General features: G+C 65.9%; 24 protein-coding genes. 9 read left to right on the top strand and 15 right to left on the bottom strand.

The genetic code is table 11. The features are described from left to right. The first annotated feature begins 22 nt into the window (after positions 1 to 22). Entirely contained in the window at positions 23 to 2,371 is a 2,349-nt protein-coding gene (locus tag IW252_RS11565; RefSeq protein ID WP_196836695.1) for an arylsulfatase, read from the top strand. 61 nt (positions 2,372 to 2,432) lie between these two features. Here IW252_RS11565 and IW252_RS11560 read toward each other — a convergent pair whose 3' ends face one another. Continuing rightward, positions 2,433 to 3,482 (bottom strand): squalene cyclase, encoded by a 1,050-nt coding sequence (locus IW252_RS11560; RefSeq protein WP_196836694.1) that lies wholly within the window; start codon positions 3,480 to 3,482, stop codon positions 2,433 to 2,435. A gap of 53 nt (positions 3,483 to 3,535) precedes the next feature. After that, the gene (locus tag IW252_RS11555) at positions 3,536 to 4,288 is read right to left on the bottom strand and encodes a sulfite exporter TauE/SafE family protein (protein WP_196836693.1); all 753 of its coding nucleotides are present in this window, start codon (positions 4,286 to 4,288) and stop codon (positions 3,536 to 3,538) included. 110 nt (positions 4,289 to 4,398) lie between these two features. On the opposite strand from IW252_RS11555, the gene arfB reads away from it, so the two are divergent. Continuing rightward, positions 4,399 to 4,839, top strand: a complete 441-nt coding sequence (gene arfB, locus IW252_RS11550; protein WP_196836692.1) for an alternative ribosome rescue aminoacyl-tRNA hydrolase ArfB — start codon at positions 4,399 to 4,401, stop codon at positions 4,837 to 4,839. A 36-nt stretch (positions 4,840 to 4,875) separates the two neighbouring features. On the opposite strand, the gene IW252_RS11545 is transcribed toward arfB, so the two are convergent. The 4 genes from IW252_RS11545 to IW252_RS11530 form a co-directional block, all read right to left on the bottom strand. Then, positions 4,876 to 5,475 (bottom strand): class I SAM-dependent methyltransferase, encoded by a 600-nt coding sequence (locus IW252_RS11545; protein WP_196836691.1) that lies wholly within the window; start codon positions 5,473 to 5,475, stop codon positions 4,876 to 4,878. Positions 5,476 to 5,484: 9 nt separating this feature from the next. Continuing rightward, a complete protein-coding gene (locus IW252_RS11540) occupies positions 5,485 to 5,742 on the bottom strand; it encodes a toxin-antitoxin system YwqK family antitoxin (protein WP_196836690.1) in 258 nt (85 codons plus the stop codon). Positions 5,743 to 5,841: 99 nt separating this feature from the next. Further along, a complete protein-coding gene (locus IW252_RS11535) occupies positions 5,842 to 6,543 on the bottom strand; it encodes an ABC transporter ATP-binding protein (protein ID WP_196836689.1) in 702 nt (233 codons plus the stop codon). Next, positions 6,540 to 7,625: an ABC transporter permease gene (locus IW252_RS11530; protein ID WP_196836688.1), complete on the bottom strand. Its 1,086-nt coding sequence runs from the start codon at positions 7,623 to 7,625 to the stop codon at positions 6,540 to 6,542. The genes IW252_RS11535 and IW252_RS11530 overlap by 4 nt, the downstream gene beginning before the upstream one ends. 151 nt (positions 7,626 to 7,776) lie before the next feature. Between IW252_RS11530 and IW252_RS11525 the strand changes: the two genes are divergently transcribed. The 3 genes from IW252_RS11525 to IW252_RS11515 all read left to right on the top strand — a co-directional run bounded on the left by IW252_RS11525 (position 7,777) and on the right by IW252_RS11515 (position 10,023). Next, on the top strand, positions 7,777 to 8,973 hold the full coding sequence (locus IW252_RS11525; protein WP_196836687.1) for a sensor histidine kinase: 1,197 nt from the start codon (positions 7,777 to 7,779) through the stop codon (positions 8,971 to 8,973). After that, positions 8,970 to 9,590: a response regulator gene (locus IW252_RS11520; RefSeq protein WP_196836686.1), complete on the top strand. Its 621-nt coding sequence runs from the start codon at positions 8,970 to 8,972 to the stop codon at positions 9,588 to 9,590. Before IW252_RS11525 ends, IW252_RS11520 begins: the two co-directional genes overlap by 4 nt. A 76-nt stretch (positions 9,591 to 9,666) precedes the next feature. Continuing rightward, positions 9,667 to 10,023: an iron chaperone gene (locus tag IW252_RS11515; protein ID WP_196836685.1), complete on the top strand. Its 357-nt coding sequence runs from the start codon at positions 9,667 to 9,669 to the stop codon at positions 10,021 to 10,023. Positions 10,024 to 10,046: 23 nt separating this feature from the next. On the opposite strand, the gene IW252_RS11510 is transcribed toward IW252_RS11515, so the two are convergent. The 3 genes from IW252_RS11510 to ychF form a co-directional block, all read right to left on the bottom strand. Then, positions 10,047 to 10,403, bottom strand: coding sequence for a DUF1801 domain-containing protein (locus IW252_RS11510; protein WP_196836684.1), 357 nt, complete (start codon positions 10,401 to 10,403; stop codon positions 10,047 to 10,049). 273 nt (positions 10,404 to 10,676) lie between these two features. Then, positions 10,677 to 11,498 (bottom strand): siderophore-interacting protein, encoded by an 822-nt coding sequence (locus IW252_RS11505; RefSeq protein ID WP_331271525.1) that lies wholly within the window; start codon positions 11,496 to 11,498, stop codon positions 10,677 to 10,679. Positions 11,499 to 11,599: 101 nt separating this feature from the next. After that, the gene (gene ychF, locus IW252_RS11500) at positions 11,600 to 12,685 is read right to left on the bottom strand and encodes a redox-regulated ATPase YchF (RefSeq protein WP_196836683.1); all 1,086 of its coding nucleotides are present in this window, start codon (positions 12,683 to 12,685) and stop codon (positions 11,600 to 11,602) included. Between the two features lie 99 nt (positions 12,686 to 12,784). Here ychF and IW252_RS11495 point away from each other — a divergent pair, with 99 nt between their 5' ends. After that, complete coding sequence (locus IW252_RS11495) at positions 12,785 to 13,978, top strand: DNA recombination protein RmuC (RefSeq protein ID WP_196836682.1); 1,194 nt, start codon at positions 12,785 to 12,787, stop codon at positions 13,976 to 13,978. Between the two features lie 40 nt (positions 13,979 to 14,018). Here IW252_RS11495 and IW252_RS11490 read toward each other — a convergent pair whose 3' ends face one another. Continuing rightward, entirely contained in the window at positions 14,019 to 15,119 is a 1,101-nt protein-coding gene (locus tag IW252_RS11490; protein ID WP_196836681.1) for a 4-hydroxy-3-methylbut-2-enyl diphosphate reductase, read from the bottom strand. 106 nt (positions 15,120 to 15,225) lie between these two features. Between IW252_RS11490 and xseA the strand changes: the two genes are divergently transcribed. Both xseA and IW252_RS11480 read left to right on the top strand, forming a co-directional pair. After that, on the top strand, positions 15,226 to 16,521 hold the full coding sequence (xseA, locus tag IW252_RS11485) for an exodeoxyribonuclease VII large subunit (RefSeq protein ID WP_196836680.1): 1,296 nt from the start codon (positions 15,226 to 15,228) through the stop codon (positions 16,519 to 16,521). Positions 16,522 to 16,601: 80 nt separating this feature from the next. Beyond that, positions 16,602 to 16,856, top strand: coding sequence for an exodeoxyribonuclease VII small subunit (locus tag IW252_RS11480; protein WP_196836679.1), 255 nt, complete (start codon positions 16,602 to 16,604; stop codon positions 16,854 to 16,856). A gap of 1 nt (position 16,857) precedes the next feature. Here IW252_RS11480 and IW252_RS11475 read toward each other — a convergent pair whose 3' ends face one another. Genes IW252_RS11475 through IW252_RS11455 form a run of 5 tightly spaced genes read right to left on the bottom strand, consistent with a single transcriptional unit; the run spans position 16,858 to position 21,842 of the window. Then, positions 16,858 to 17,754 (bottom strand): PPK2 family polyphosphate kinase, encoded by an 897-nt coding sequence (locus IW252_RS11475; RefSeq protein ID WP_196836678.1) that lies wholly within the window; start codon positions 17,752 to 17,754, stop codon positions 16,858 to 16,860. Positions 17,755 to 17,791: 37 nt separating this feature from the next. Next, on the bottom strand, positions 17,792 to 19,042 hold the full coding sequence (locus tag IW252_RS11470; protein ID WP_196836677.1) for a pyridoxal phosphate-dependent aminotransferase: 1,251 nt from the start codon (positions 19,040 to 19,042) through the stop codon (positions 17,792 to 17,794). A gap of 18 nt (positions 19,043 to 19,060) precedes the next feature. Further along, positions 19,061 to 20,026 carry an ABC transporter substrate-binding protein gene (locus tag IW252_RS11465; RefSeq protein WP_196836676.1) on the bottom strand — a complete coding sequence of 322 codons (966 nt, stop codon included), beginning with the start codon at positions 20,024 to 20,026 and terminating at the stop codon, positions 19,061 to 19,063. Positions 20,027 to 20,076: 50 nt separating this feature from the next. Continuing rightward, positions 20,077 to 20,538, bottom strand: a complete 462-nt coding sequence (locus tag IW252_RS11460) for an NUDIX hydrolase (RefSeq protein ID WP_196836675.1) — start codon at positions 20,536 to 20,538, stop codon at positions 20,077 to 20,079. Between the two features lie 47 nt (positions 20,539 to 20,585). Next, entirely contained in the window at positions 20,586 to 21,842 is a 1,257-nt protein-coding gene (locus IW252_RS11455; protein WP_196836674.1) for an MFS transporter, read from the bottom strand. Positions 21,843 to 21,976: 134 nt separating this feature from the next. Here IW252_RS11455 and IW252_RS11450 point away from each other — a divergent pair, with 134 nt between their 5' ends. Then, entirely contained in the window at positions 21,977 to 22,462 is a 486-nt protein-coding gene (locus tag IW252_RS11450; RefSeq protein WP_196836673.1) for an Lrp/AsnC family transcriptional regulator, read from the top strand. Positions 22,463 to 22,476 lie beyond the last annotated feature (14 nt).

The raw sequence follows: 22,476 nt of genomic DNA, 5'->3' as shown, positions 1-22,476 counted from the left end.
GACACCCGGAAAGAGGTACACCATGTCCACCACCGAGACCATGGGTCGGCTCCACCTGCCGATCCAAAAAAATCGCCTTCAGGCCGACACCCCGGTCGACGCCCGGCAGGCAACCGCCCCGCGCCCAGCTGCGGCCCTGCGACCGCCGGAAGGCGCCCCGAATGTCCTCCTGATCCTGGTGGATGACATGGGCTTTGGGGCCAGTAGCGCCTTCGGCGGGCCGTGCCAGATGCCAACGGCTGAGCGTATGGCCGCGGAGGGCGTCCGGATGACCCGATTCCATACGACGGCGCTCTGCTCGCCCTCTCGGCAGGCCCTGATGACGGGCCGCAATCACCACTCCGCCGAGATGGGCGCCTTGGCGGAGGTGGCCACCTCCTTCCCCGGCTACACGGGCGTCCGCCCGGATGACTGCGCTCCGCTGGCCCAGGTCCTGCGCATGAACGGCTACTCGACCGCCATGTTTGGCAAGCATCATCAGACCCCGCCGTGGGAAACCAGCCCCTCGGGGCCCTTCGATCGCTGGCCCACAGGCGAAGGGTTTGAAAAGTTCTACGGCTTCATCGGCGGCGACACGCACCAGTACTCGCCCGCGCTGATCGACGGGACCAATCCCATCGAGCCTCCCAGCAGCTACGAAGAGGGCTACCACCTGTCCGAGGACCTGGTCGATCAGACCATCAAGTGGATCGACAACCTGCAGGCGCTGACGCCGGACAAGCCATGGTTCACCTACCTCTCCTTCGGTGCCACCCACGCCCCGCACCACGCACCGCAGAGCTATCTCGATGAGATGCGGGGCAAGTTCGACTACGGGTACGACGAGCAGCGCGCGCAGACCTTCGCCCGCCAGAAGGAACTCGGCGTGATCCCCGCCGATGCCGAGCTGACCGCGCCGAATGACAAGATTCCAGCTTGGAAAGACCTCTCCACGACGGACCAAGAAGTCGGTGCCCGCCTCTTCGAGGCCTACGCCGCGATGGCCAAGCACATGGACGATCAGGTGGGCCGCCTGCTGGACACCCTCGAGGCGCGGGGTCAGCTAAAGAACACCATGGTCGTCTACATCATGGGTGACAACGGCGCCTCAGCGGAATCCGGCGCGTACGGCACCATCAACGAGATGGCCTATCAGAACAACGTGCTCATGACCACGGAGGATATCCTGCCGCGCCTCGACGAGGTCGGCGGCCCCAAGTCCTTCAACCACGTGCCGTCGGGCTGGGCCCAGGCCATGAACACCCCGTACCAGTGGTCCAAGATCGTGGCCTCCCACTGGGGCGGCACCCGGACCGGCATGATCGTGAGGTACCCCGGCGAAGTGCCGGCGCATGAGAACCGCCACCAGTTCGCCCACCTGATCGACGTCGCGCCGACCATCCTCGAATACGCGGGCATCCCGGAACCGCTCAGCGTCAACGGCGTGCGGCAGCGGCCCATGGAGGGCACGAGCTTCAAGTACGCGATGCAGGATGGGGACGCAGCCGAGCGTCACGTCACGCAGTACTTCGAGATGGCCGGCAACCGAGGGGTGTACCACGAGGGGTGGACCGCCGTGACGCAACACCTCCTCCCCTGGCCGGACCCGGACGACTTCGTGCCGGCCCTGACGGACGACGTGTGGGAGCTGTACGGGCCGGACGACTGGACGCAGTCCAACGATCTGGCCGCGCAGATGCCGGACAAGCTGCGGGAGTTGCAGGACCGATTCCTCATCGAGGCCGCCAAGTACAACGTCCTGCCGATCGATGATCGCGAGCGCGAACGCTTCGACCCGGCCATTGCCGGGCGTCCCGACCTGATGGGCGACCGCACGACGCAGACTCTGCGCCCGGGGATGACGCGGTTGAATGAAAACACCGTGCTCAACGTCAAGAACCGTTCCTTCTCTGTCACCGCCACCATCGAAACGCCGTCCGACGGCCCGGCGCGCGGGGCCCTCATTGCCCAAGGCGGCGGATTCGGCGGATGGGCCCTCTACTTCGCCGACGGGTTGCTGACCTACGCGCATAACTTTGTGGGCCTCAACATCTACCGCGTGCGCGCTGAGCAGGAGCTCAGCCCCGGAGCACACACAGTGCGCATGGAGTTTGCGTACGACGGCGGAGGCGCAGGCAAGGGCGGGACAGTCACGTTGTTCTGTGACGACGAGGCCATCGGTTCCGGGCGCGTCGAGCGCACCATTCCGGCGCTCTTCTCCTTCGATGAAGGCCTCGATGTGGGGCTGGACAGTCTGGACCCAGTGGTTGATGACTACGGCGTCCACCGGGGCGAGTTCAACGGGAGCATCGAGCAGGTGGTCCTCAACACCGGCGAGGATGCGGTCCCCGATCCGAACCTGGTGCTGAAGGCACGCTTCCGGCGCCAGTAACCCTGGCGCACGCGAACACGAGGGGTGCCCGGTGCAGTGACCGGGCACCCTTCGTCCGTGTCTAGAACGCGTCGGCGCGCGCCTGCCCGGCGCGGGTTTCCCCCTCCCACCAGCGGAGCACGCGCAGCGCCCTCAGGGTCACGCCACGCGAGGGCTCGCCGACGGGAGCGTCCTCCTCGAACCACACTTTGCCGCCGAGCCGGCGGCCCTGGAGCCAGGTTCCGTCGGGTTGCCGGGCTTGGCGGACGACGTCGATCGCTTCGGCAAGGCGAGGATCCTCGGCGCCGCCGTCGTAGACCGTGGCCTCCCGGAAGTAGTCCAGGGCGCGCAGGGCTGAGTAGGCGTGACGGTGAGGGTGGCAAAAGGTCGTCGTGGTCGCGGTCAGCGGCTCGCCCGTCCTGAGCCGGCGCAGCAAGTGACGCCGCAGCAAGTACTCCTCGCCGGCGTGGCGGGCGGCGCGGACGTCGGGGCTGCCGCCGGTGACGCGCTCGAACTCGAGCAGGGCCTCGAGCGCGTTGAGGGTGGAATGAACCGACGCCCGGCTCGAACCTTCGACCCATTCGCAGTTCCAGCCGCCCTCGGCCATCTGGTGATCCACGAACCAGTCGGCGTTGGCCTGCTTCGTCCGGCCGAGCCAGAGACCGTTGAGAAGAGTGAAGGCATTAATGCACACGTCCACTTCCCCAGCCCAGTAGGGCAGGTCCTCATACTCCCAGCGGGCGTTGGCTTCGAGCCGCTCCGCCGTGTGGCCCAGTGCAGCAGGCGGCACACCCCACGATCGCAGGGCGTTGAGGGACCACGTGGTCGCGGTCCACGGCTGGCCCTCCCGATCACGCGGAGCATCGTCCGCACTGGGGTAGCCGGCGGTGCCCTGCGCAGGAAAGTAGGCGCCACCAGACCACTGGCCGTCCGCGTCTTGTTGCTCCAACAGGCGCCGGCCGAATCCCTCCGTCGCCGTGCGGGCACGCGTCTGCCGCCAGACCTCCTCGGGCTTTTCCGTCAGATCACGTTCTACCTGCCAGCGCAGTGACGGGTCCGAATCCAGCAGCCAATCGATGACGGCCGCCTCACTGGCATCAGCCGGGCGAGCGGCCCCGTGCGGAGTCTCCATGCCTTGGAGAGTACGCAGTGTTGGTCCGGCGCGCTAGGGTCCGCCGGTACCGACTAGATCAGGAGGTTGATGGCGCCGACCCCTGTCAGCACCAGGACCACCACCTCGAAGGCCTTCTGCGGGATGCGCTGCGCGATGAGGCGCCCGGCGAAGGCACCGACAATCACGAGCGGGATGAGCGCCGCCGAGGTGGCGGCCAAGTGCGCGTCCAACAGGCCAAAGCCGATCTGGAACGGGAGCTTGGCCAGGTTCAGCGCAAAGAAAAAGTAGGCGGCCGTCCCCAAGAAGGTGGTGACGTTCAGGCGCATCGAGAGTAGGTACAGGCTCATCACGGGCCCTCCCGCATTGGCCACCATGGTGGTGAATCCGCCCAACGTTCCGTAGCCGTACCGCGTGAGGCCGCTGGGCTCGGCGGCCGCTCCGTCCGCGGCAGGCGTGCGGCGCGGGGCCCGACGCCGCCAGATGGAGAGCGCCAGCAAGCCCAGCAGGATCAGGCCGATCACCCGCCGGACCGCTTCGTCTGTGGAGGCGTAGAGGAACAGCGCGCCGAACGCCATCCCGATCAGCACGCCGGGGACCAACCGGCGCAACGTGCGCCAGTCCACGTCGTGACGGTACATCCACACGGCGAACAGATCGCCGACGAGCAGGAGCACCAACAGCGCACCGGTGGATTCCCGCGCTGGCAGGACGGCGGCGAAGATCGCCACGCACAAGGTTCCGGCCCCTGGCAGGGCCGTCTTGGCCAATCCCACCAACAGGGCACCGGCACCGAGAAAGGCCCATGCGGCAACGCCGAGTTCCATCAGGTCCCTTCCCGCTCGATCCCCGGAATACTCTAGCGCCCGGTGCCGATCGGCGCCGGGTGGGCCTCAACAATGCGTCGTACGCAGTCCCCGTGGCGCACACTGGAACTATGGATGATCTGCGCGTACCCCCGGGCCGAGGCGCGCCGCACGGCCTCCGCGTGCCCGCGGCGGAGCTCGCCGAGCAGTTCACCCGGTCCTCGGGACCCGGCGGGCAGGGCGTCAACACCACGGATTCACGAGTCCAGTTGAGCCTGGACCTCGGCACGACGACGGCGCTTGACGCCACCCAACGCGAGCGCGTGCTGGAGCGGCTCGCGGGCCGCCTGGCGGGAACCGTCCTGACGATCGAGGCGTCCGAGCACCGATCGCAATGGCGCAACCGGGCCGCTGCGCGGCAACGACTCGCCGAGGTGCTCCGCGACGCCGTCGTGCCTGAACTCCCCCGCCGGCCGACCCGACCCACGCGCGGCTCCCGGCTGTGCCGGCTGGAGGCCAAGCGCCGCCGCGCGGACATCAAGCGCAGCCGGCAAAATCCCCGTTTCGACTAACGGCGCGGAGGCTCGGCCTGCGCCATCGCGATCTCCTCACGCGTGGCGGAGGATCGACACCGCGAAGTCGGCGTCGTCGTACCAAGGCCCTAGCTCCCACGTGGAGAACCGGTGTTCCAGGCGCAGCCCGGCTTCTTCCGCGTAGGCGTCAAAGTCGGCGAGCGCGAGGTGCCGATCCGTGTGGAATCCGACGGCCACGAACCCTGCCGCGCTCAGGCACGCGGCCACCCGGCGCAGGACTTCGACTTCAGTCCCGGGCGCCAAAAAGACCATCACATTGCCAGCCATCAGCACGGCGTCAAACGGCTCCTCCCGGCCGAGCGCGGCAAGCTCCAGCTCGACCAGGTCAAGGACGGCGTACTCTGGGCCCGCATGGTCCTCGCGGGCCGCCGCAATCAACTCCGGGTCGGCGTCGATTCCGACGACGTCGTGTCCACATGCGTGCAAGTATCCGGCGTGCCGGCCGGGGCCGCACCCGGCGTCAAGGATCCGTGCGGCGCGCGGAACCATCGCATCGATGAGCCGGGCCTCGCCCACCAGATCGGCGCCGTCGGCCGCCATCGACCGGAAGCGTTCGATGTACCACTGCGAGTGGCCGTCTGTGGTTTCGGTTGCCCACCGGGTTGGTTCTGCCATGTGGCCAGCCTAGCTCCCGGAGGAACCGGCCCCACGATCGGTCACCTTGTAGGGGGCGCCCTGAGGGTCATAGGTGATCCACTCACCGACCGGCTCACCGGCTTCAAAGTGCCCGGAACGCTTGAGCGTGCCGTCCTTGCGGTACCACTCCCAATAGCCGACGGGTTGCTCGTTCTCCACCTTGCCCTTCGACCAGCGCGACTTTCCGTCGGCGTGATACTTGATCAGGTAGCCATCGATGACTTCGTCCGGCTTCTTGTGCACCATGCGATTCCTTCTTCATGCGGGGCGATTCCATTGCCTCGTGCACAGGCTATCGCTTCGCGTCCGGCGTCTTCAGGCCAGTGCGACGAGCTAGGTCGATCCTCATGCACGGGTCGGTGCTGCGATCTGCCCATCGACCACGGTGATCAGGTCGTCCAACGCCTCACGATGCACCAAGTCATGCGTCACCAACAGCGTCGCCGTGAGCCGGTCTCGGGTCAGCCCGGCAATCAACTCCATGATCTCGGCCCCACGCTCTTGGTCCAGTGCGCTGGTGGGCTCGTCAATCAGGAGTATCTCCGGTTGGTGGACCAGCGCCCGGGCAATGGCGACTCGCTGGCGCTGCCCTCCGGAGAGCTGGTGGGGGCGTTGGTGGACGTGCGCGGCCAGCCCGACGGCGTCGAGCAGCTCATCGGCCCGGGCCTCCAGCTCGCGGCGCTGACGTTGGCCCCATGACCCGCCGAGCCGCCCCATCACGTGGAGTTGTTCGCGAGAGGTGAGCGCGGGAAGGAGGTTGGACTGCTGGAAAACAATGCCGACGCGCTGGCGGCGAAGCCGAGCCGCCTCACGACCGGAGAGCTGCGCTGCGTCGACTTGGCCTGACCCCTGACCGAGGAGAACCTGACCAGCATCCGGCCGGATCAACGTTGCGGCGACCGCGAGAATGCTCGATTTTCCTGAGCCGCTGGGCCCCGTGAGGCCAGTGACTCGGCCGGCTTCAGCTCGGAGCGTCACGTCGTCGACGGCGGTCTTGCGCCGGTCCCCGTCGGGGAACGTGAGGGTGACATTCTGTAGTTCAATCATCGATTACTTCCCAGAGCGGTAAGGGGGTCAGAGTGCGTCACGGAGCGCAAGGCAAAAGAGGCTCCGGCGAGGCCCAGCACAGCCATCACGACTGCTGGGACGAGGGTGGTCACAGGACTGAGCACAAACGGTAAGGCTTGTTCGGACAGCGCTCCCAAGGCCACGACAGCGGCGAGGCCTACCGCAATACCCGCCCCCAAAACTATGCAGGCCTGGCCCAAGCTGTCGCGGATCAGCGAACCCGTCGTCGCACCGAGCGCCTTCAAGACGGCAATATCTGCCGTACGCTGCATGGTCCACACCGTGAAGAACGCTCCGACGACGAGCGCAGAAATGCCGAACAGCATAACCACCATCAAGCCAAGGGACCCGATCTCCGACTGGAACGATTCGAGTCCGCTCAGACTAGCGAGCGGGGTCTCGGCAACGGTGCCGGTGGCCGCGCCGACGGCGGCCCAGTCGGTCTCCCCTGTCACAGAGAGAAGAGTCGCCTCTCCGGTGCCACCGACACGCTGGCTAGCTTCGCTCCAGTCTCTCGCCGTTAATACCGCGACCGGGGTGTGGCTGTACCACAGGTCCGCACCGATAGAGGCGACGGTGAACTCCTGCCCCGTGATCGACAGGCGGTCACCGACGCCGACGCCTAGGTCGTCAGCGATGCCCGCGGACAGCCCTACCTGGCCGTCGACGTCAGGCGACATCTCGAGGAGGGAATTCTTCCCTGGGTTCTCTTGTGTCCTCCCGAATCCGTACAGGGCGACTGCTGTCTCATCGTCGCCGGCGGTGACTCGAGATTGAGTGACGCCGACCGGGATGACCGTGTGGACCCCCTGCGCCTCATCCCACTGCCGAATCGTGTCCGCATCAAGCGACGACGTCGAAAAAGCAACGTCACCGTCCTCACCTTGCTGCAGCACCAACCGGTCCCCGGGCAGCTGAAGTACGGACGAGACGTTTTGTGCCGCGAGGCCGCCAGCGAGCCCCGCGAGGAATCCAACGAGAAGGGTCAGGAGAGCAACGACCGCCCCGATGAGCACGAACCGGCCACGGGCAAACCGCAGCTCTCTCCATGCGACGAACATTTTGCCATCCTTTCCGCTCTAGCACCATGCCGGAGCTTCCCCACAACTTTCGCTGCAGCCGGGCCGGCGGCACATCGCCCAAACCGTGGGATTCGGGATCCAACTTTTGGTTGATGGCCCGGATGCGGGCCTCGCCTAAGCTGAAGGGGTCATGCCGCACACAACTCTCTCCCCGATTTTCACGGGGCTCCGCGTGGGCTTGCATGCCTTGCTCCTAGGGCTCGCGGGATTTGCCGTAGCACGGTCGTTTGCTGTTGCGTCGCCCGCAGCCGTGTGGTCGCTCGTCGTCGGCGTCACATTCGTCACCGTGTACCTCCTCGGTGTGTGGGCTGGCCACCGGCGGCGGGGCGCGCAGGTCGTCCGCCGCCCACCTGCGATCGGATGGGTTGCCGCACTCACGGTGCTGTGGGCTCTCCTAACGTGGCTGACCCCGGAGGGGGCTTTTCTCGTCTTCCCGCTGTTCTTCCTGTATCTCCATGTCGTTCCCGGCTGGGGCGGCGGCGTAGCGATCGTGCTGACGACGACGTATACGATCGTGGCGCTCGGGCTGCACGTGGGGTTCAGCGTTGGCGGGGTCATTGGTCCCCTCGTAGCTGCCGGCGTCGCTCTACTCATCGGGCTGGCCTACCGTACGCTCACCCGCGAGGTTGACGAGCGGGAGCGCCTACTGGCTGAGCTCATCCAGACCCAACAGCAGCTTGCCGAAACGGAACGCCAACAGGGCGCCCTCGCGGAAAGGGCGCGTTTGGCGCGCGAGATCCATGACACGGTCGCCCAGGGACTCTCCTCGATTCAGATGCTTCTGCACGCTGCGGAGCGTCACACATCCGGCACCGCGACCGAGTACCTCGGCCTAGCCCGGGGCACTGCTGCGGACAGCTTGGCGGAAACCCGACAGATCATCCGGGAGCTCACCCCAGAGCGGCTCGAAGACGGGCTCGCCGCCGCGCTCCGCAGGCTAGGGCGTGAGCAAGCGGACCGCACCCGCGTGAACATTGAGGTGAGGGCGAAGGACGACGTCGTACTGCCCATGACCTTTCAAACAGCTCTCCTGCGCATCGCGCAAGGAGCACTCTCCAATGCCGTCCGCCACGCGGCCGCACAACGCATCGTCGTCGAGCTCACCCAAGGGACCGATCTCTACCTCAGCGTCGTCGATGACGGACGCGGGTTCGACGTGGACGCGGCAGGAGCCGATCCGCATGGAGCCGGTTCGTTCGGGCTACACGCCATGCGAGAGCGCGTGGAGCAATTGGATGGTCATTTGGTCATTGCCTCAGAGCTCGGGAAGGGCACTAGGGTCACCGTGCGCTTGCCGCTGACGCAGCTGAGTGAGGAGGACGATTGATTCGGTTACTCGTAGCCGACGACCACCCGGTGGTCCGCACCGGTTTGCGTGCGATGCTCGCCGAGGAACCCGGCCTCGAGATCGTCGGTGAGGCCTCAACTCCGTCCGACGCCTTCGTCCTCGCGGCACAGCTTACGCCTGACGTCGTCCTGATGGACCTCCAGTTTGGTGTCGCTGACACGGGCGCTGACGCCACCCACCGGATTCGCGGACTGCCCACACCGCCAGCCGTATTGGTGCTGACCAACTACGACACGGACGGCGACATTCTGGGCGCCGTCGAGGCCGGAGCGAGCGGATACCTCCTCAAGGACTCCCCACCAGCGGAACTTATCGCGGCGATCCGGGCAGCAGCCGCGGGCGAGACGGCCCTTGCTCCGGCCATCGCGGGACGATTGATCGCGCGCCTGCGCGACGGGCGGCCGGAGCTGACACGCCGGGAGCACGAGGTTTTGGCACTCGTTGCAGACGGTGCGGCGAATCACCAACTAGCCGCCCGCCTACACATTAGCGAGGCCACCGTGAAGTCCCACCTCGTGCACATCTTCACCAAGTTGGGTGTTTCCTCCCGCACGGCTGCGGTCGCCGTCGCTCGCGCGCAAGGGATGATTCGGTAGAGGTACCGCTGGAAAGAGTCCGTGAGCCACGCAGGCGCAATTGCACGACACCCCATGACCAGAAAGGCACTGACACATGACTCCACACGCTGATCACGATTCCTACATTGCCGCGGCACCGGAGCCGTTCCGGCCAGCGCTTCAACACCTACGCGGGGTCCTCGCTCAGGCACTTCCCGACGCCGAAGAAATGACGGCCTACAACATGCCCGGTTTCAGCGTGCAAGGCCGCGTCGTCGCGAGCTACGCAGCGTTCAGCAAGCAGCTCGGGCTGTACGTTCTGGGCCCCGCCATCGCTACACACGCCGAGGAGCTCCGCGCTGCGGGCCTCAAACCGAGCAAGACCGGAGTCACCTTCCCGGCGCACAAGATGCCGGCGGACCAACTGGTGGAGCGGCTGGTCAGGACGTCACGCGAGCACCTCGACGGGTGACGTCCTGACCTGCCGCGACCACTTCAGCTGTCTAGGACAGAGCGAACAATCTCCGCGATGCGCCGCTCCGTGTCCTCATCTATGGACTCAAAAAACCAGGCGGCGGGCATGAGGGCGCCGTCTGCCCCGCCCGCCGAGGCAAACGGGGCTTTCTCGGTAAGAGCCAGGTTCATACGATCGTCATTGCGGAGCGTCACGAGGGCGGGGGTACTGGCGGAGGCCGCATAGGCAGGCATGCCGTACCAGATCCTGGGTTTGAGGGTTGGTGCCGCCGCCATAATGATGCGGTGAACGTGCTGGATGATGGACCGCCGCGGCTCGTCCATCTTTGCCATCTTGTCCAGTACCTGCGCGAGATTCTTCTCATCTTTCAACGCCATGTCATGTCCTTTCCTGTGCCGATAGTGCGCATCGGCATCGTGCAGTCGGCGCATTGTGCACCGCACCCCATCCAGACATGTCCTGAGCTATTCAGGCCTCTCCGCAATGATTCACGCGTTCTTCACGTGGAAGTGCTCGCGGTGGCCACAGCCACCACATTGAGGATAACCGAGAATGACCAGATGACGCCTCCTACCATGGGGCGTGCTTCCAGCGAATTCGGGGCATCCTTGTTGTTCCGGGTCAGGCCTGCACTGATGCGAACATCACGATCAACTGGTCGCCGCGCGCCCCGATCGCCAATAACCCGCAAAGTCGATATTGCGCTTCGGAACACCCTGTACCTCGACGAGGAAGCGGCGCGCTCCGGTGGCTAGCCGGGACTCTCCAATGAGGTGAGCATGCACGGCACCGTCCTGCATCGGCGTCTCCATCAACGTACGGAGAGCCAACGCCCCCGGCCTGTCATGAACCTCTGACGATTGATCACGAGGAAGCCACACCAGGTCCATGCCAAGTGGAGCCTCGATTTCCTGCCTGTCGTCAGCCGTTGGAACCTCGATCAGGGCAATACCTCGGGAAGCGGCGGGCAGCGAGCGGCAAATTCCTGCGATGGCGGGCAGTGCCGTTTCGTCGCCCACCAACAAGGTCCAGTCATGAGGGTGATCAGCAGCGAAAGCAGCGCCTTGATCGAGGAATCCCACCCTGTCCCCAGGAACTGCATCAAGCGCGAACTGGGCCGCGGGACCCATCGTTCCGTCACGGTCACCGTGAATGACGAAGTCGATATCGACTTCGCCCGACTCCGGCCTCGCGGCACGCACCGTGTAGGCGCGCACCCATGGCCGTCGGGCTCGAGGCGTCGCTAGGTACTGCAAGTACCAGCCCAATTCAGTCGTCCGAGTGGGTAATTCGAGGACATCCTGCCCCTGCCTCGAGAAGAAGAGGCGGCACCAATGGTCAGTGCCACGAACTTCCAATCCTTCGAGGCCGCCTAGCGTTAGTCTGACGAAACTGGGGCTGATGCGCACACGTCGGATCACCTGTGCCACCATCAAGCGCCGGTCGGGCGGAGTATTCTTCTTACGGCTCACTCAGGTAAGCCTACCCTTACTGCGATGGTCGATGATGGCGCGACCACGGTTCCGTCAACGCCGAACGCGAGCAGCAAGTCAGGACGCGCAGGGAGCGGAACCTAGACGTTGAAGCGGAACTCGACCACGTCGCCGTCGCGCATGACGTAGTCCTTGCCTTCCATGCGGGCTTTACCCGCAGACTTGGCCGCAGCAACGGAACCCAGCTCCACCAGGTCGTCAAAGTTAATGACCTCGGCCTTGATGAAGCCACGCTGGAAGTCCGTGTGGATCACGCCGGCGGCCTCGGGCGCCGTCGCCCCCTGACGAATCGTCCACGCGCGGGTCTCCTTCGGGCCGGCCGTCAGGTAGGACTGCAGCCCCAGCGTTGAGTAGCCCACGCGGGCCAGCTTCTCCAGGCCCGACTCGGCGTAACCGGCTTCATGCAGCATTTCGGCCGCCTCATCCTCGTCCAGCTCCACCAGATCGGCCTCAAACTGGGCGTCGAGGAACACGGCCTCCGCCGGGGCCACCATGTTGGTCAGCTCCTGCTTCAGCTCGTCGTTCGCCAGGCCCTCCTCGTCCATGTTGAACACGTAGATGAACGGCTTGGTGGTCATCAGCTGCAGCGGCTTCAGCGCCTCGAGGTCCAGCTTGGCCTCGCCTGCGCCAGCAAAGAGGGTCTTGCCCTCCTCCAGCACCTTCTGCGCGGCCTTGACCTCGTCGATGAACGACGCCTCGATCTTCTTGGCCCGCAGTTCCTTCTCCAGGCGCGGCAGCTGGTTCTCGATGGTCTGCAGGTCCGCCAAGATCAGCTCGGTCGCGATCGTCTCAATGTCCGACGCCGGGTCCACCTTGCCGTCGACGTGCACCACGTCCGGATCGTTGAAAACGCGGGTGACTTGGCAGATCGCGTCCGCCTCACGGATATTGGCCAGGAACTTGTTGCCCAGCCCCTCGCCCTCGGACGCGCCCTTGACGATGCCGGCGATGTCCACGAAGGACACGGTGGCGGGCAGGACTTTCTCCGAGCTGAAGATATCCGCTAGGACCTTCAGGCGGGAGTCCGGCAGGGGCACGACGCCCACATTCGGTTCGATCGTTGCGAACGGATAGTTCGCCGCCAGGATCTCGGCGCGGGTCAGTGCATTGAACATGGTGGACTTGCCAACGTTGGGCAGTCCGACGATTCCGATAGTAAGAGCCACGGGAGTCGAGTCTACCCGTCACTGCCTCGCCGCGCAGTTCGGGCTCCGGGACCGCACGTCTCGTCCTATTTTGTGGGGCGCATCAGTCAGACTGGCCACATGGATGCACTCACCGTTGTGATGACACTGCTCGCCTTCGTGGTCGGGGCGGCCGCTGGCGCCTACCTCTGCTGGCGCTTCGCCGCCGGTAGCGGCCAGGCCGGGAACGACGCCGTCGCGCGCCTGCATGACGCCGAATCCAGTTTGGCGGCCGTCACTGCGGAGCGGGACGCACTGCAGGACCGCCTGGTGGATGAGCGCGAGCGTTCCGGGGAGGAACGCTCGGTGATGCACCTGCTAGCTCCACTGGCGGACCGGCTCCGGCAGGTCCAGCAACAAGTGGGCGTTCTCGAACGGGATCGAGTGGAGCAGTTTGGCCAGCTGAGTCAGCAGCTCGCCACCGCAGCGGAGCAGGACGCGGCCCTGTTAAAGACGACGTCGTCCCTCGCCAGCGCTCTGAGCAACAGCGCCACACGTGGCACGTGGGGCGAGGTCCAGTTGCGCCGCGTCGTGGAAGCGGCCGGCATGCTGCGGCACGTCGACTTTGCCGAGCAGGTCTCCGGAACCACGCACCGGACCGCAGGAACCCGTCAGCGCCCGGATTTGGTGGTCAACCTTCCGGGCGGTAAGTCTGTGGCGGTGGACGCGAAGGTCCCGCTCAACGCGTACCTCACCGCGCAAGACGAAGACCCATCCCACCGGGGCAACCTCATGCGGGCACACGCCAAGGCACTGCGCAAACACGTCGATGATCTGGCCGCCAAGGAGTACTGGGAAAACATTCCGGGCAGCCCAGAGCTCGTGATCTGCTTCTTGCCGGCCGAATCGTTCTTGGCTGCGGCCCTGGAAGCGGACCCTGGCCTCCTCGACGACGCCTTCTCGCGCAACGTCGCCCTAGCCGCGCCCAGTACCCTGCTCTCTATCCTCAAGGGCTTGGCCTATGCCTGGCGGCAGGAGCTACTCACGGAGAATGCCAAGGCGTTGTTCGATGAATCGCGGCAGCTCTACAAGCGGCTCGGCACCCTCGGCAGCCACATCGATGACCTCGGAAAGTCCCTGAAGAGCTCGGTCGAGCGCTACAACTCGTTCGTCGGCACCCTAGAAACCCGCGTGCTGCCGTCCACGCGCCGCTTGCAAGAGCTAGATCCCGGCCTGACGTCCAACGCCGCCGAGGCGACGCCCCGGACGGTGGAGTCCACCCCGCGGGTGCTCAGCGCGGCGGAACTCCTCCCCACGAGGAGCACAGAAAACTAACGGCACCACCGCGGGCGGCGGCTTCAAGCGGGGGCGCCGCTTAGCGGCTGGGCCCCTGACCGCGGCCGCCGAGGCCCACCGAGGTATCCCCCGATTCCTTGAGCTTGGCGCGCAGCTCCTTCGGGAGAGAAAACAAGATGTCCTCTTCCGCGGTGACCACTTCCTCCTGATCGGCAAAGCCGTAGTCGGCCAGCAGCCGCAGCACATCCTGAACCAAGACGTCCGGCACCGAGGCCCCTGACGTGACGCCGACGGTGGCGACGCCCTCAAACCACGATTCGTCGACCTCGTTAGCGAAGTCCACGCGGTGCGCGTCCTTGGCACCGTACTCCAGGGCCACTTCAACGAGGCGGACCGAGTTGGAGGAGTTCGCTGACCCCACCACGATCACCAAATCTGCCTCCGGAGCGATCTTCTTAATCGCCACCTGCCGGTTGCTCGTGGCGTAGCAAATGTCATCGCTCGGCGGGTCCTGCAAGTTGGGGAAACGCTCACGGAGGATGTTGACGATCTCCATGGTCTCGTCAACGGACAACGTGGTCTGGGAGAGCCAAATGAGCTTGTCCGGGTCCTCAACCTGAACCGTGCGTGCTTCCTCCGGGTTGTTCACAATCGTGGTGGATTCCGGCGCCTCACCGTACGTGCCCTCGACCTCCTCGTGCCCCTCGTGGCCGATCAGGAGGATCTGGTTCTTCTGCTTGGCAAAGCGCACGGCCTCGCGGTGAACCTTGGTCACCAGCGGGCAGGTCGCGTCAATAGTGCGCAAGTTGCGATCTGCAGCAGACTGCACCACGGCCGGGCTCACGCCGTGCGCCGAGAAAACCACCAGCTCTTCTTCCGGGACCTCGTCGGTTTCCTCCACGAAGATGGCGCCCCGCGCCTCCAGCTCGGAGACCACGTGCCGGTTGTGCACGATTTCTTTGCGGACATAGACGGGGGCACCGTAGTGCTCCAGGGCTTTCTCCACGGCGATCACCGCGCGGTCCACGCCGGCGCAGTACCCACGAGGGGCGGCCAGCAGGACACGCTTCGGCCCGTCGACGGGCGCTGCGGCGGCCACCTCTTCGGGCGAACGTCGCTGGCGAGGGACCTGCGGCATCGGCACGGATACGGGGGCGGGCGCGGTAGTGCTGGTAGGCATAGGCACCATGCTACGCGTTTCGCTGTGCACACTTCTGCCGCCCAGATCACTTTCTGCGGGGTGAAACTGATAGGAATAGTGCAAGATGCCGCTCGAGAGGAACCAGATGGAGCAGCCCGCACCCACCGAGGCACCACAGGCCATGGCCGCAACCGCCGGGGAGACCAGCCCGGAGAACCCCTGGCCGCTCAAGCACTTTGCTCAGATCCTCAAGCAACACATCGAGCGCGCCCCGGAGACCTGGATCGAGGGCCAGCTGCTGGAGGCCAATGTTCGCAACGGGCATGCCTACCTGACGATGCGCGACGTCGACGTGGAGAACTCCCTGTCCGTGACGGTCTGGCGCTCCACGCTCAGCCGGCTGGAGGCCAAGCCGGAGGTCGGCTCCCGCGTCGTCGCTCGGGTGAAACCGAATCTGTGGCTGAAAACCGGCCGCCTCTCCATGAACGCCTCCGACGTCCGGCCCGTGGGCCTCGGCGACCTCCTCGCCCGGCTCGAACGCCTGCGCCAAGCCCTCGGCGAGGAGGGGCTGTTCGACCCGGAGCTGAAGCGCGCTTTGCCTCTCCTCCCCGAGCGCATTGGGCTCATCACTGGGCGAGACTCGGATGCGGAAAAAGACGTCCTGCGCAACGCCACCCTCCGGTGGCCAGGCGTTGAGTTCGAGGTCCGCAATACCGCCGTTCAAGGCGTCAATGCCGTCGCCGAGGTCATGGCGGCGCTGGCCGAGCTCGACGCCGACCCGCGAGTTGACGTCATCGTCATCGCTCGCGGCGGCGGGGCGCTGGAAGACCTCCTGCCCTTCAGCTCGGAGGAACTCGTCCGAGCCGTCGCCGCAGCGTCCACCCCGGTGGTCAGCGCCATCGGGCACGAGGCGGACCGGCCCATCCTCGACGACGTGGCCGATCTGCGGGCCTCAACGCCCACCGACGCGGCCAAGCGAATCGTGCCAGACGTCGCCGAAGAGCGCCTCGGCATCGAGCAGGCCCGCCGCCGGCTAGACCGCTCCGTCGAACAACTCGTGGCCCGCGAAAGCGAACGCATCGCCGCCCTCCGCAGCCGGCCCGTTCTCGCCGCCCCCGACAGCATGATCCGCGAGCGCGCAGAAGACATCGAACGCCTCGCCGTCCGCTCTGACGCGGCGGCACAGGCCGCAGTCAACCGCGCCGACGCCGAGATCTCCCATTTGCGCGCCCGGGTCCGCACCCTCTCGCCCCAGCACACCTTGGATCGCGGCTACGCGATCGTGCAGGTGTCCGCGGACGGCGCCCGCGAGGCCTCGGCGCCGGTCGCCAGGGATGCCAGCGACCTGGCCGCCGGAGACCAGCTGCTCATTCGGCTGGCTCGCGGCAGCCTAGATGCCTCCGTGACCGGCACACACGCCAGCAACTCCAACCCGCGCTAAGCACAGCACAGCCAGCTCCGCCCTCGTCCGACTCCATCCAGCACACCCTGTCCATCAATCCACCACTTTTGGGAGACATCATGACCACGGATCCGAACATTGACACGCCCCACGAATCCACCGCGAACACTGACGTCGCTGAGCTGAACTATGAGCAGGCCCGCGAAGAGCTCATCGCCGTCGTCTCCCAACTCGAGGCCGGTGGTGCCAGCCTCGAGCAGTCACTGGCCCTCTGGGAACGCGGAGAAGCCCTCGCGGCGCGTTGCGAAGCGTGGCTCGACGGCGCACGCAAACGACTCGAAGCGGCACGGGCCCACACTGAGGACGAAGCGTAGGCTAGCGCGACGCCGCCAACCGGGCCTTCTCCGCCTCGACGTCGAACGTCGCGGCCGGCCACTGGGGATTGAGTCCCTGGAGCGCGTCAATGAGCAGCGCCTGGACTGAAATGCGGGCAAACCACTTACGGTCCGCCGGAACAACGAACCACGGTGCGTGATCGGCATCCGTCGCCTCAATGGCCGCCTGGTACGCCAGCTGGTAGTCCTCCCACATCGCCCGTTCGTCAATATCCGACGGGTCGAACTTCCAATGCTTCTCCGGACGGTCCAGTCGGGCAGCCAATCGCTCAGCCTGCTCCTCGCGGGAAATATGGAGCATGACCTTGACGATGGCGGTCCCCGCCTCGGCGAGGCGGGCCTCGAAATCGCGAATGGCGGCGAACCGACGTTGCACCTCATCATGATCCGCGAGGCCACGGACGCGAGCAATGAGCACGTCCTCGTAGTGGGACCGGTCAAAGACCCCCAACATGCCCTCTTGCGGAACCTCCCGCTCGATCCGCCAGAGGAAGTCGTGGGCCAGTTCCTCCGCCGTCGGCGCTTTAAAGGCCGCGTGATGCACGCCTTGCGGATCCACCGAACCGATGACATGACGGACGATGCCGCCCTTGCCGGCCGTGTCCATTCCCTGAATGATCAGCAAAACCCGCTGCGCGGACCCGTGCCGGGAGGCCGCAAAGAGCCGCTCCTGCCAGTCAGATAGCACGGGATCCATACCGGCTAGCGTCTCCTTGCTCTCCGCCTTGGACCCGGCATAGCCAGCGGTGCCCCGCGGGTCGATCTCCGCCAGCCGGAGGGGGATGCGCGCGCGCAGCGTCGTCGTGGGGCTGGTCTCAAAGGCAGGAATCCCGGCGGCCGGCTCCACCGGATTAACCGCTGCGTAGACGTCGTGCATCTTCCATCCCTTCCTTGGGACACCCCGGCCGAGGTGCTTAGCCGCGTTCGCGCAAATACTCCAGGAAATCTGCGATCCGGTAGATGGCGTTCTCCAAATCCCGCACGTTGGGCAGCGTGACCAGACGGAAGTGATCGGGCGCCACCCAGTTGAACCCCGTACCGTGCGTGACGAGTAGCTTCTGCTGCTTCAGCAGATCTAGCGCGAACTTCTCGTCATTCTTGATCGGGTATACCTCGGGATCAAGCTTCGGGAAGAGGTACATGGCTCCCTGCGCCTGCTGCACGGACACCCCGGGGATGTCATTGAGCAACTTGTAGGCCAGATTGCGCTGCTCCAAGAGGCGCCCGCCCGGAAGAATCAGGTCATTGATGGACTGGTAACCGCCCAGCGCCGTCTGAATGGCGTTCTGCCCGGGCACGTTGGCGCAGAGGCGCATATTCGTCAGCAGGTTGATGCCCTCAATGAAATCCTGCGCGTGGTGCTTGGGCCCGGAAATGGCCATCCAGCCGGCGCGGAAACCGCACACGCGGTAGGCCTTGGACAGCCCGGAGAACGTCAGGGTCAGCACGTCGTCGGACAGGGCCGCTGTGTTGTAGTGCACCGCGTCGTCGTACAGGATCTTCTCGTAGATCTCGTCTGAGAAGACGATGAGGCCGTGCCGCCGGGCCAATTCCAGAATGTCCTCGATGACGTGCTTCGGATAGACCGCACCGGTGGGGTTGTTGGGATTGATCAGGACAATGCCCTTGGTCTTGTCCGTGATCTTGGAGGCCATGTCCTCCAGATCCGGCATCCACCCCTCCTCCTCCACGGTGAGGTAGTGCACGGGGCGCCCCCCGGCCAGGGAGACCGACGCAGTCCAGAGCGGGTAGTCCGGCGCCGGTATGAGGACCTCATCCCCGTTTTCCAGCAACGCGGTCAGGCTGAGCGTGATGAGCTCGGACACCCCGTTACCGAGGTAGATGTCATCCACGCTGATCGTGCGGATACCGCGGGTTTGGTAGTACTGGGACACCGCGGTGCGGGCGGAGAGGATGCCGCGTGAATCCGAATACCCCTGCGCGTTCGGCAGATTCCGGATCATGTCCACCAGAATCTCGTCCGGCGCCTCGAAGCCGAACGGTGCCGGGTTACCAATGTTGAGCTTCAGGATCCGGTGCCCTTCGGCCTCCATGCGCTGGGCGTGCTCCAACACCGGGCCACGGATGTCATACAAGACATCGCGAAGTTTGGAGGACTGCGTATACCGCTGAGTTTCGTTGGAGGAACCGTTCCGAGCTGACATGAACCTAGCTTGTCACAGCTACTGCTCGAACCCGTGTTCCGTTAACCACGTTTCCGCCGCGGCCGATGCGCTCACGGGGGCGTCGCCACCGCGCTGGATATTGAGCTGAATCAGGTCCTCGACCGTCAGCTCCGCCGTCACCCGATTCAGGACCTCGCGGGCCTCCTCACCCACGGACTCTTGGTGCACCACGGGCACGATGTCATCCGCCATGAAGTGCTGACGAGAGCCCTCCAACACCACCAAGCCATGGGCCTCCAGGCTGGGATCCGTATTGACCAACTCAGCGACCTGCACGCGGTCGTTGATCAACGCCTCCAAGCTCGCTTGGCTGGTCTCGAGCTGCGTAAAAGAAGACGGATCGCAGTCATAATCCTCCCGCAGCTCGGGGATGCCGTCCGCGCGGGTCAGGAGGGGCTGCGGGCCGCCGAAACCCAAGTCCTCGCAAACCTCGCCGAGGTCAGACAGGGCGGTGACCTCATACTCCGCGCTGCCCGCCTGCGTCATGGCCAGAAGTGGCTGCCGGCTGGCAGGCCCGGTGTCTAGCACCGCCAGCGACTCCGGCAGGGCTTCGCGCAGCTCGGCCGAGACCTCCCCTGACTCGCGCGCCGTCGTCGTCGCATCGAAGGCGTAGAGCAATTCCCCCGTGTATCCCGGGACGACGTCGATCCGCCCCTCCCGCACGGCGTCGCCGTATTGCTCCCAGTCGGTCACGTCGCGGCGGGCCTCGACGGGAACACCAGCACGCGTCAGCGCGCCGATGTACAGCTCGGCAACGATCGACGCGTCAAGCGTCCCGTTCGGCACGGCGACGATGAGCGGATCAGCGACGCTTTCGGACGCCCCCGCCGTTCCGCTCCCGGAGGAGCCGTCGGGCTCGGGCGAGTTCGACGGCGTCGTCCCGGTTCCGCACGCGGCAGTCGCGACCAGGACGGCCGTCAGCGCTACCGCGCTCAGCGCCCGGCGCGGTCGGGGAAAATTCACCAAAGGCTCCTTCATTGTCTTCACGGGCAGCGCCATCCTGTCTGCGGTCTTCACCCGGCGGCTTTACGGTACAGCTCGAGCGCCGCATCGACGCGGGAGACCCGATCGAGTTCGGCCACACCTTCCAGCGGAAACCACGCTGCTTGGGAGGTGGAGCCTCCGACCTCGTGGGTGAGCCGCCCGCCCGTGACCTCGGCCTGGTAGAGAACAGCCACGGTTTGCAGCGGGCGCGGTTCACCGCGCAGGCGGTGCCCCACTTCCACGACTCCGGAGTCCACACCCAGCAGCCGCCCAAGCCGCACGGTATAGCCGGTTTCTTCAGCGACCTCACGCACGGCTCCGTCCTCGATGCGTTCGCGGAGCTCGATGCCCCCGCCAGGCAACGTCCAGCGTGGGCGGAGGTCGGCACTAATATCGCGCGCATCCCACAGGGCGAGGAGAATCTGCCCGTCGCGGACCACCACGCAGTAGGCGGCCAGCCGGGTATCGAAGGCGCGGGTCGGTTCGGTCATAACGGCCAGTCTATCCGGCACCACACGGCCCTCCCGCAGGGCGGTGACTAGGGCGCAGGAGACGATGCGGCCCGACGGCGGCGCAGCCACGCATACGCGGCCAACACGGTGCAACACACCAGCACCGCGCCCGCGAAGACGATGAAGGCGAGGTCCAGCCCAAACTGGTTGGCGAAGGCGCCGAGTCCGAGCACAGGGATGGCGCTACCCGCATACGTCACGACATAGATCAGGCTGATGACCTGAGCGTGCTGCTCCGTGGGAATCGCGGATGCAGCGTCATTGAAGGCACCGCGGAACGCCAGCCCCTGCGCGGCACCGGCCAGCAGACTGCCGGCGATCACGAGGTGCAGGGACGTCAGGTGTGCCCCGAGGGCCAGGACCCCGACCCCGAGGCCCATAGCAATCAGCGCGGGGGCCACCGTGGCTGGCGTGGCCCGGCCCAGTAGCTGGCTCACCGCGGACGCCATGAGGGCGAGCGCCGCGAGTGTGCCAAGGAGCACCCGGGAATCAATCCCAAACAGATCGGCGTAGTAGCCAGGTGCCAGTGACAAAACGAGGCCGAACACGGCGAAGCTCAGCAGACCCGTCAGCGCGGCGATCCAGAATTGGCCGGCCGCCTCGCGCGCCAAGTGCAGGCGCCGCGGGCGCAGTGCTTGGCGTGCCCGTCCGGGCGCGGGGTCCAACGCCGGGCGGGCGCGCAGGAGCCACAGCGGCAGTAACACGGCGATCAACGCGGCGCTGTGGATCACAAACGGCGTCACGGTGGGGTTCGGCAGCAGACTGAGCGCGCCACCGATGATCGGTCCGGCGGCCACGCCACCGGCGTTGAGAAGGAGGGTGAAGCGGCCGGCCCAGTCCTGGTGGCGCGGCAGGAGCTCGCGTAGCGCCGCGCTGGAGGCTCCGGTGGCGGCGGCGACGGCGGCGCCTTGCAGCGCGCGTCCCAGAACCAACGCCCAGAGGCCCGGGGCAAAGGCGAAGATGAGGCCGCCGATCAGGCCAACGACGACGGCGATGACCAAGGCGGCGCGGCGCCCGATGTGATCGGACCAGTGGCCGTAGCAGACCAACCCGACGATCAAGGACATGACGTAGGCGGTGAACGCAACGGTCACGCCGAAGGGGCCGAGGGCGAGCTTCTCCTGCAACAGCGGGTAGAGGGGCGTGGCGATGTTGACGCCGATGAACAGCAAGGCCATGACGGCGCCGGTGAGCACCACCCGCGTGCGCAGCGAGGCGTCCCAGCCCCCGCGGAGCGAAAGGTCGCTGGCCGCCCGCATCCGCAATTCGCCGATGACTGTCATGCCCACTTCCTTTCGCCCGCGTTGACCACTACCCAGCCATGATGCGGCCAGTTGATGTTTCTGCTTTGTGACAGTGGCGCAGATTGAGCGTAAAGTTCAAAATTGATGCGCAAGCAGAGCCGAAAGGAAGCAAAATGCCAAGTTCAGTCGGCGTGTTAGATGCCACAGACCTGCGCCTGCTCGCGGCGATGATCGAGGACCCGCGCGCACAGATCAGCGACCTCGCCGTGTCCCTGTCGCTCGCGCGCAACACGGTGCAGTCCCGCATGCGGCGTTTGCTGCGCTCGGGGGCGGTGCGCGACGGCGGTCGCGACGTCGACCTAGCGGCCATCGGGTACGACGTCCTGGCCTTCATCACCATGGAGGTGGACCATCGCGAGCTGGACTCGGTGGTCCAGTCCCTCGGTACGTCACCGCACGTCCTCGAGGTCTTCGAGACCTCCGGCCGCGGCGATGTCTGGTGCCGCGTCGCCGCGCGGGACACGCATAACCTGCAACAGGTCTTGCGAGGCATCCTCAAGCTCCGCGGCGTCTTGCGCACGGAGACCTCCTTGGCCCTGAGTGAACACATCCCCTTCCGCGCGGGACCGCTAGTACAACGAACGCTCACGGATGCGTAAGCTCGAGGGACGAC

This window comes from Zhihengliuella flava, assembly GCF_015751895.1.
Lineage (GTDB): Bacteria > Actinomycetota > Actinomycetes > Actinomycetales > Micrococcaceae > Zhihengliuella > Zhihengliuella flava.
The sequence above is the reverse complement of the archived record's forward strand: the minus strand, read 5'-3'. Positions and strand labels throughout refer to the sequence as shown.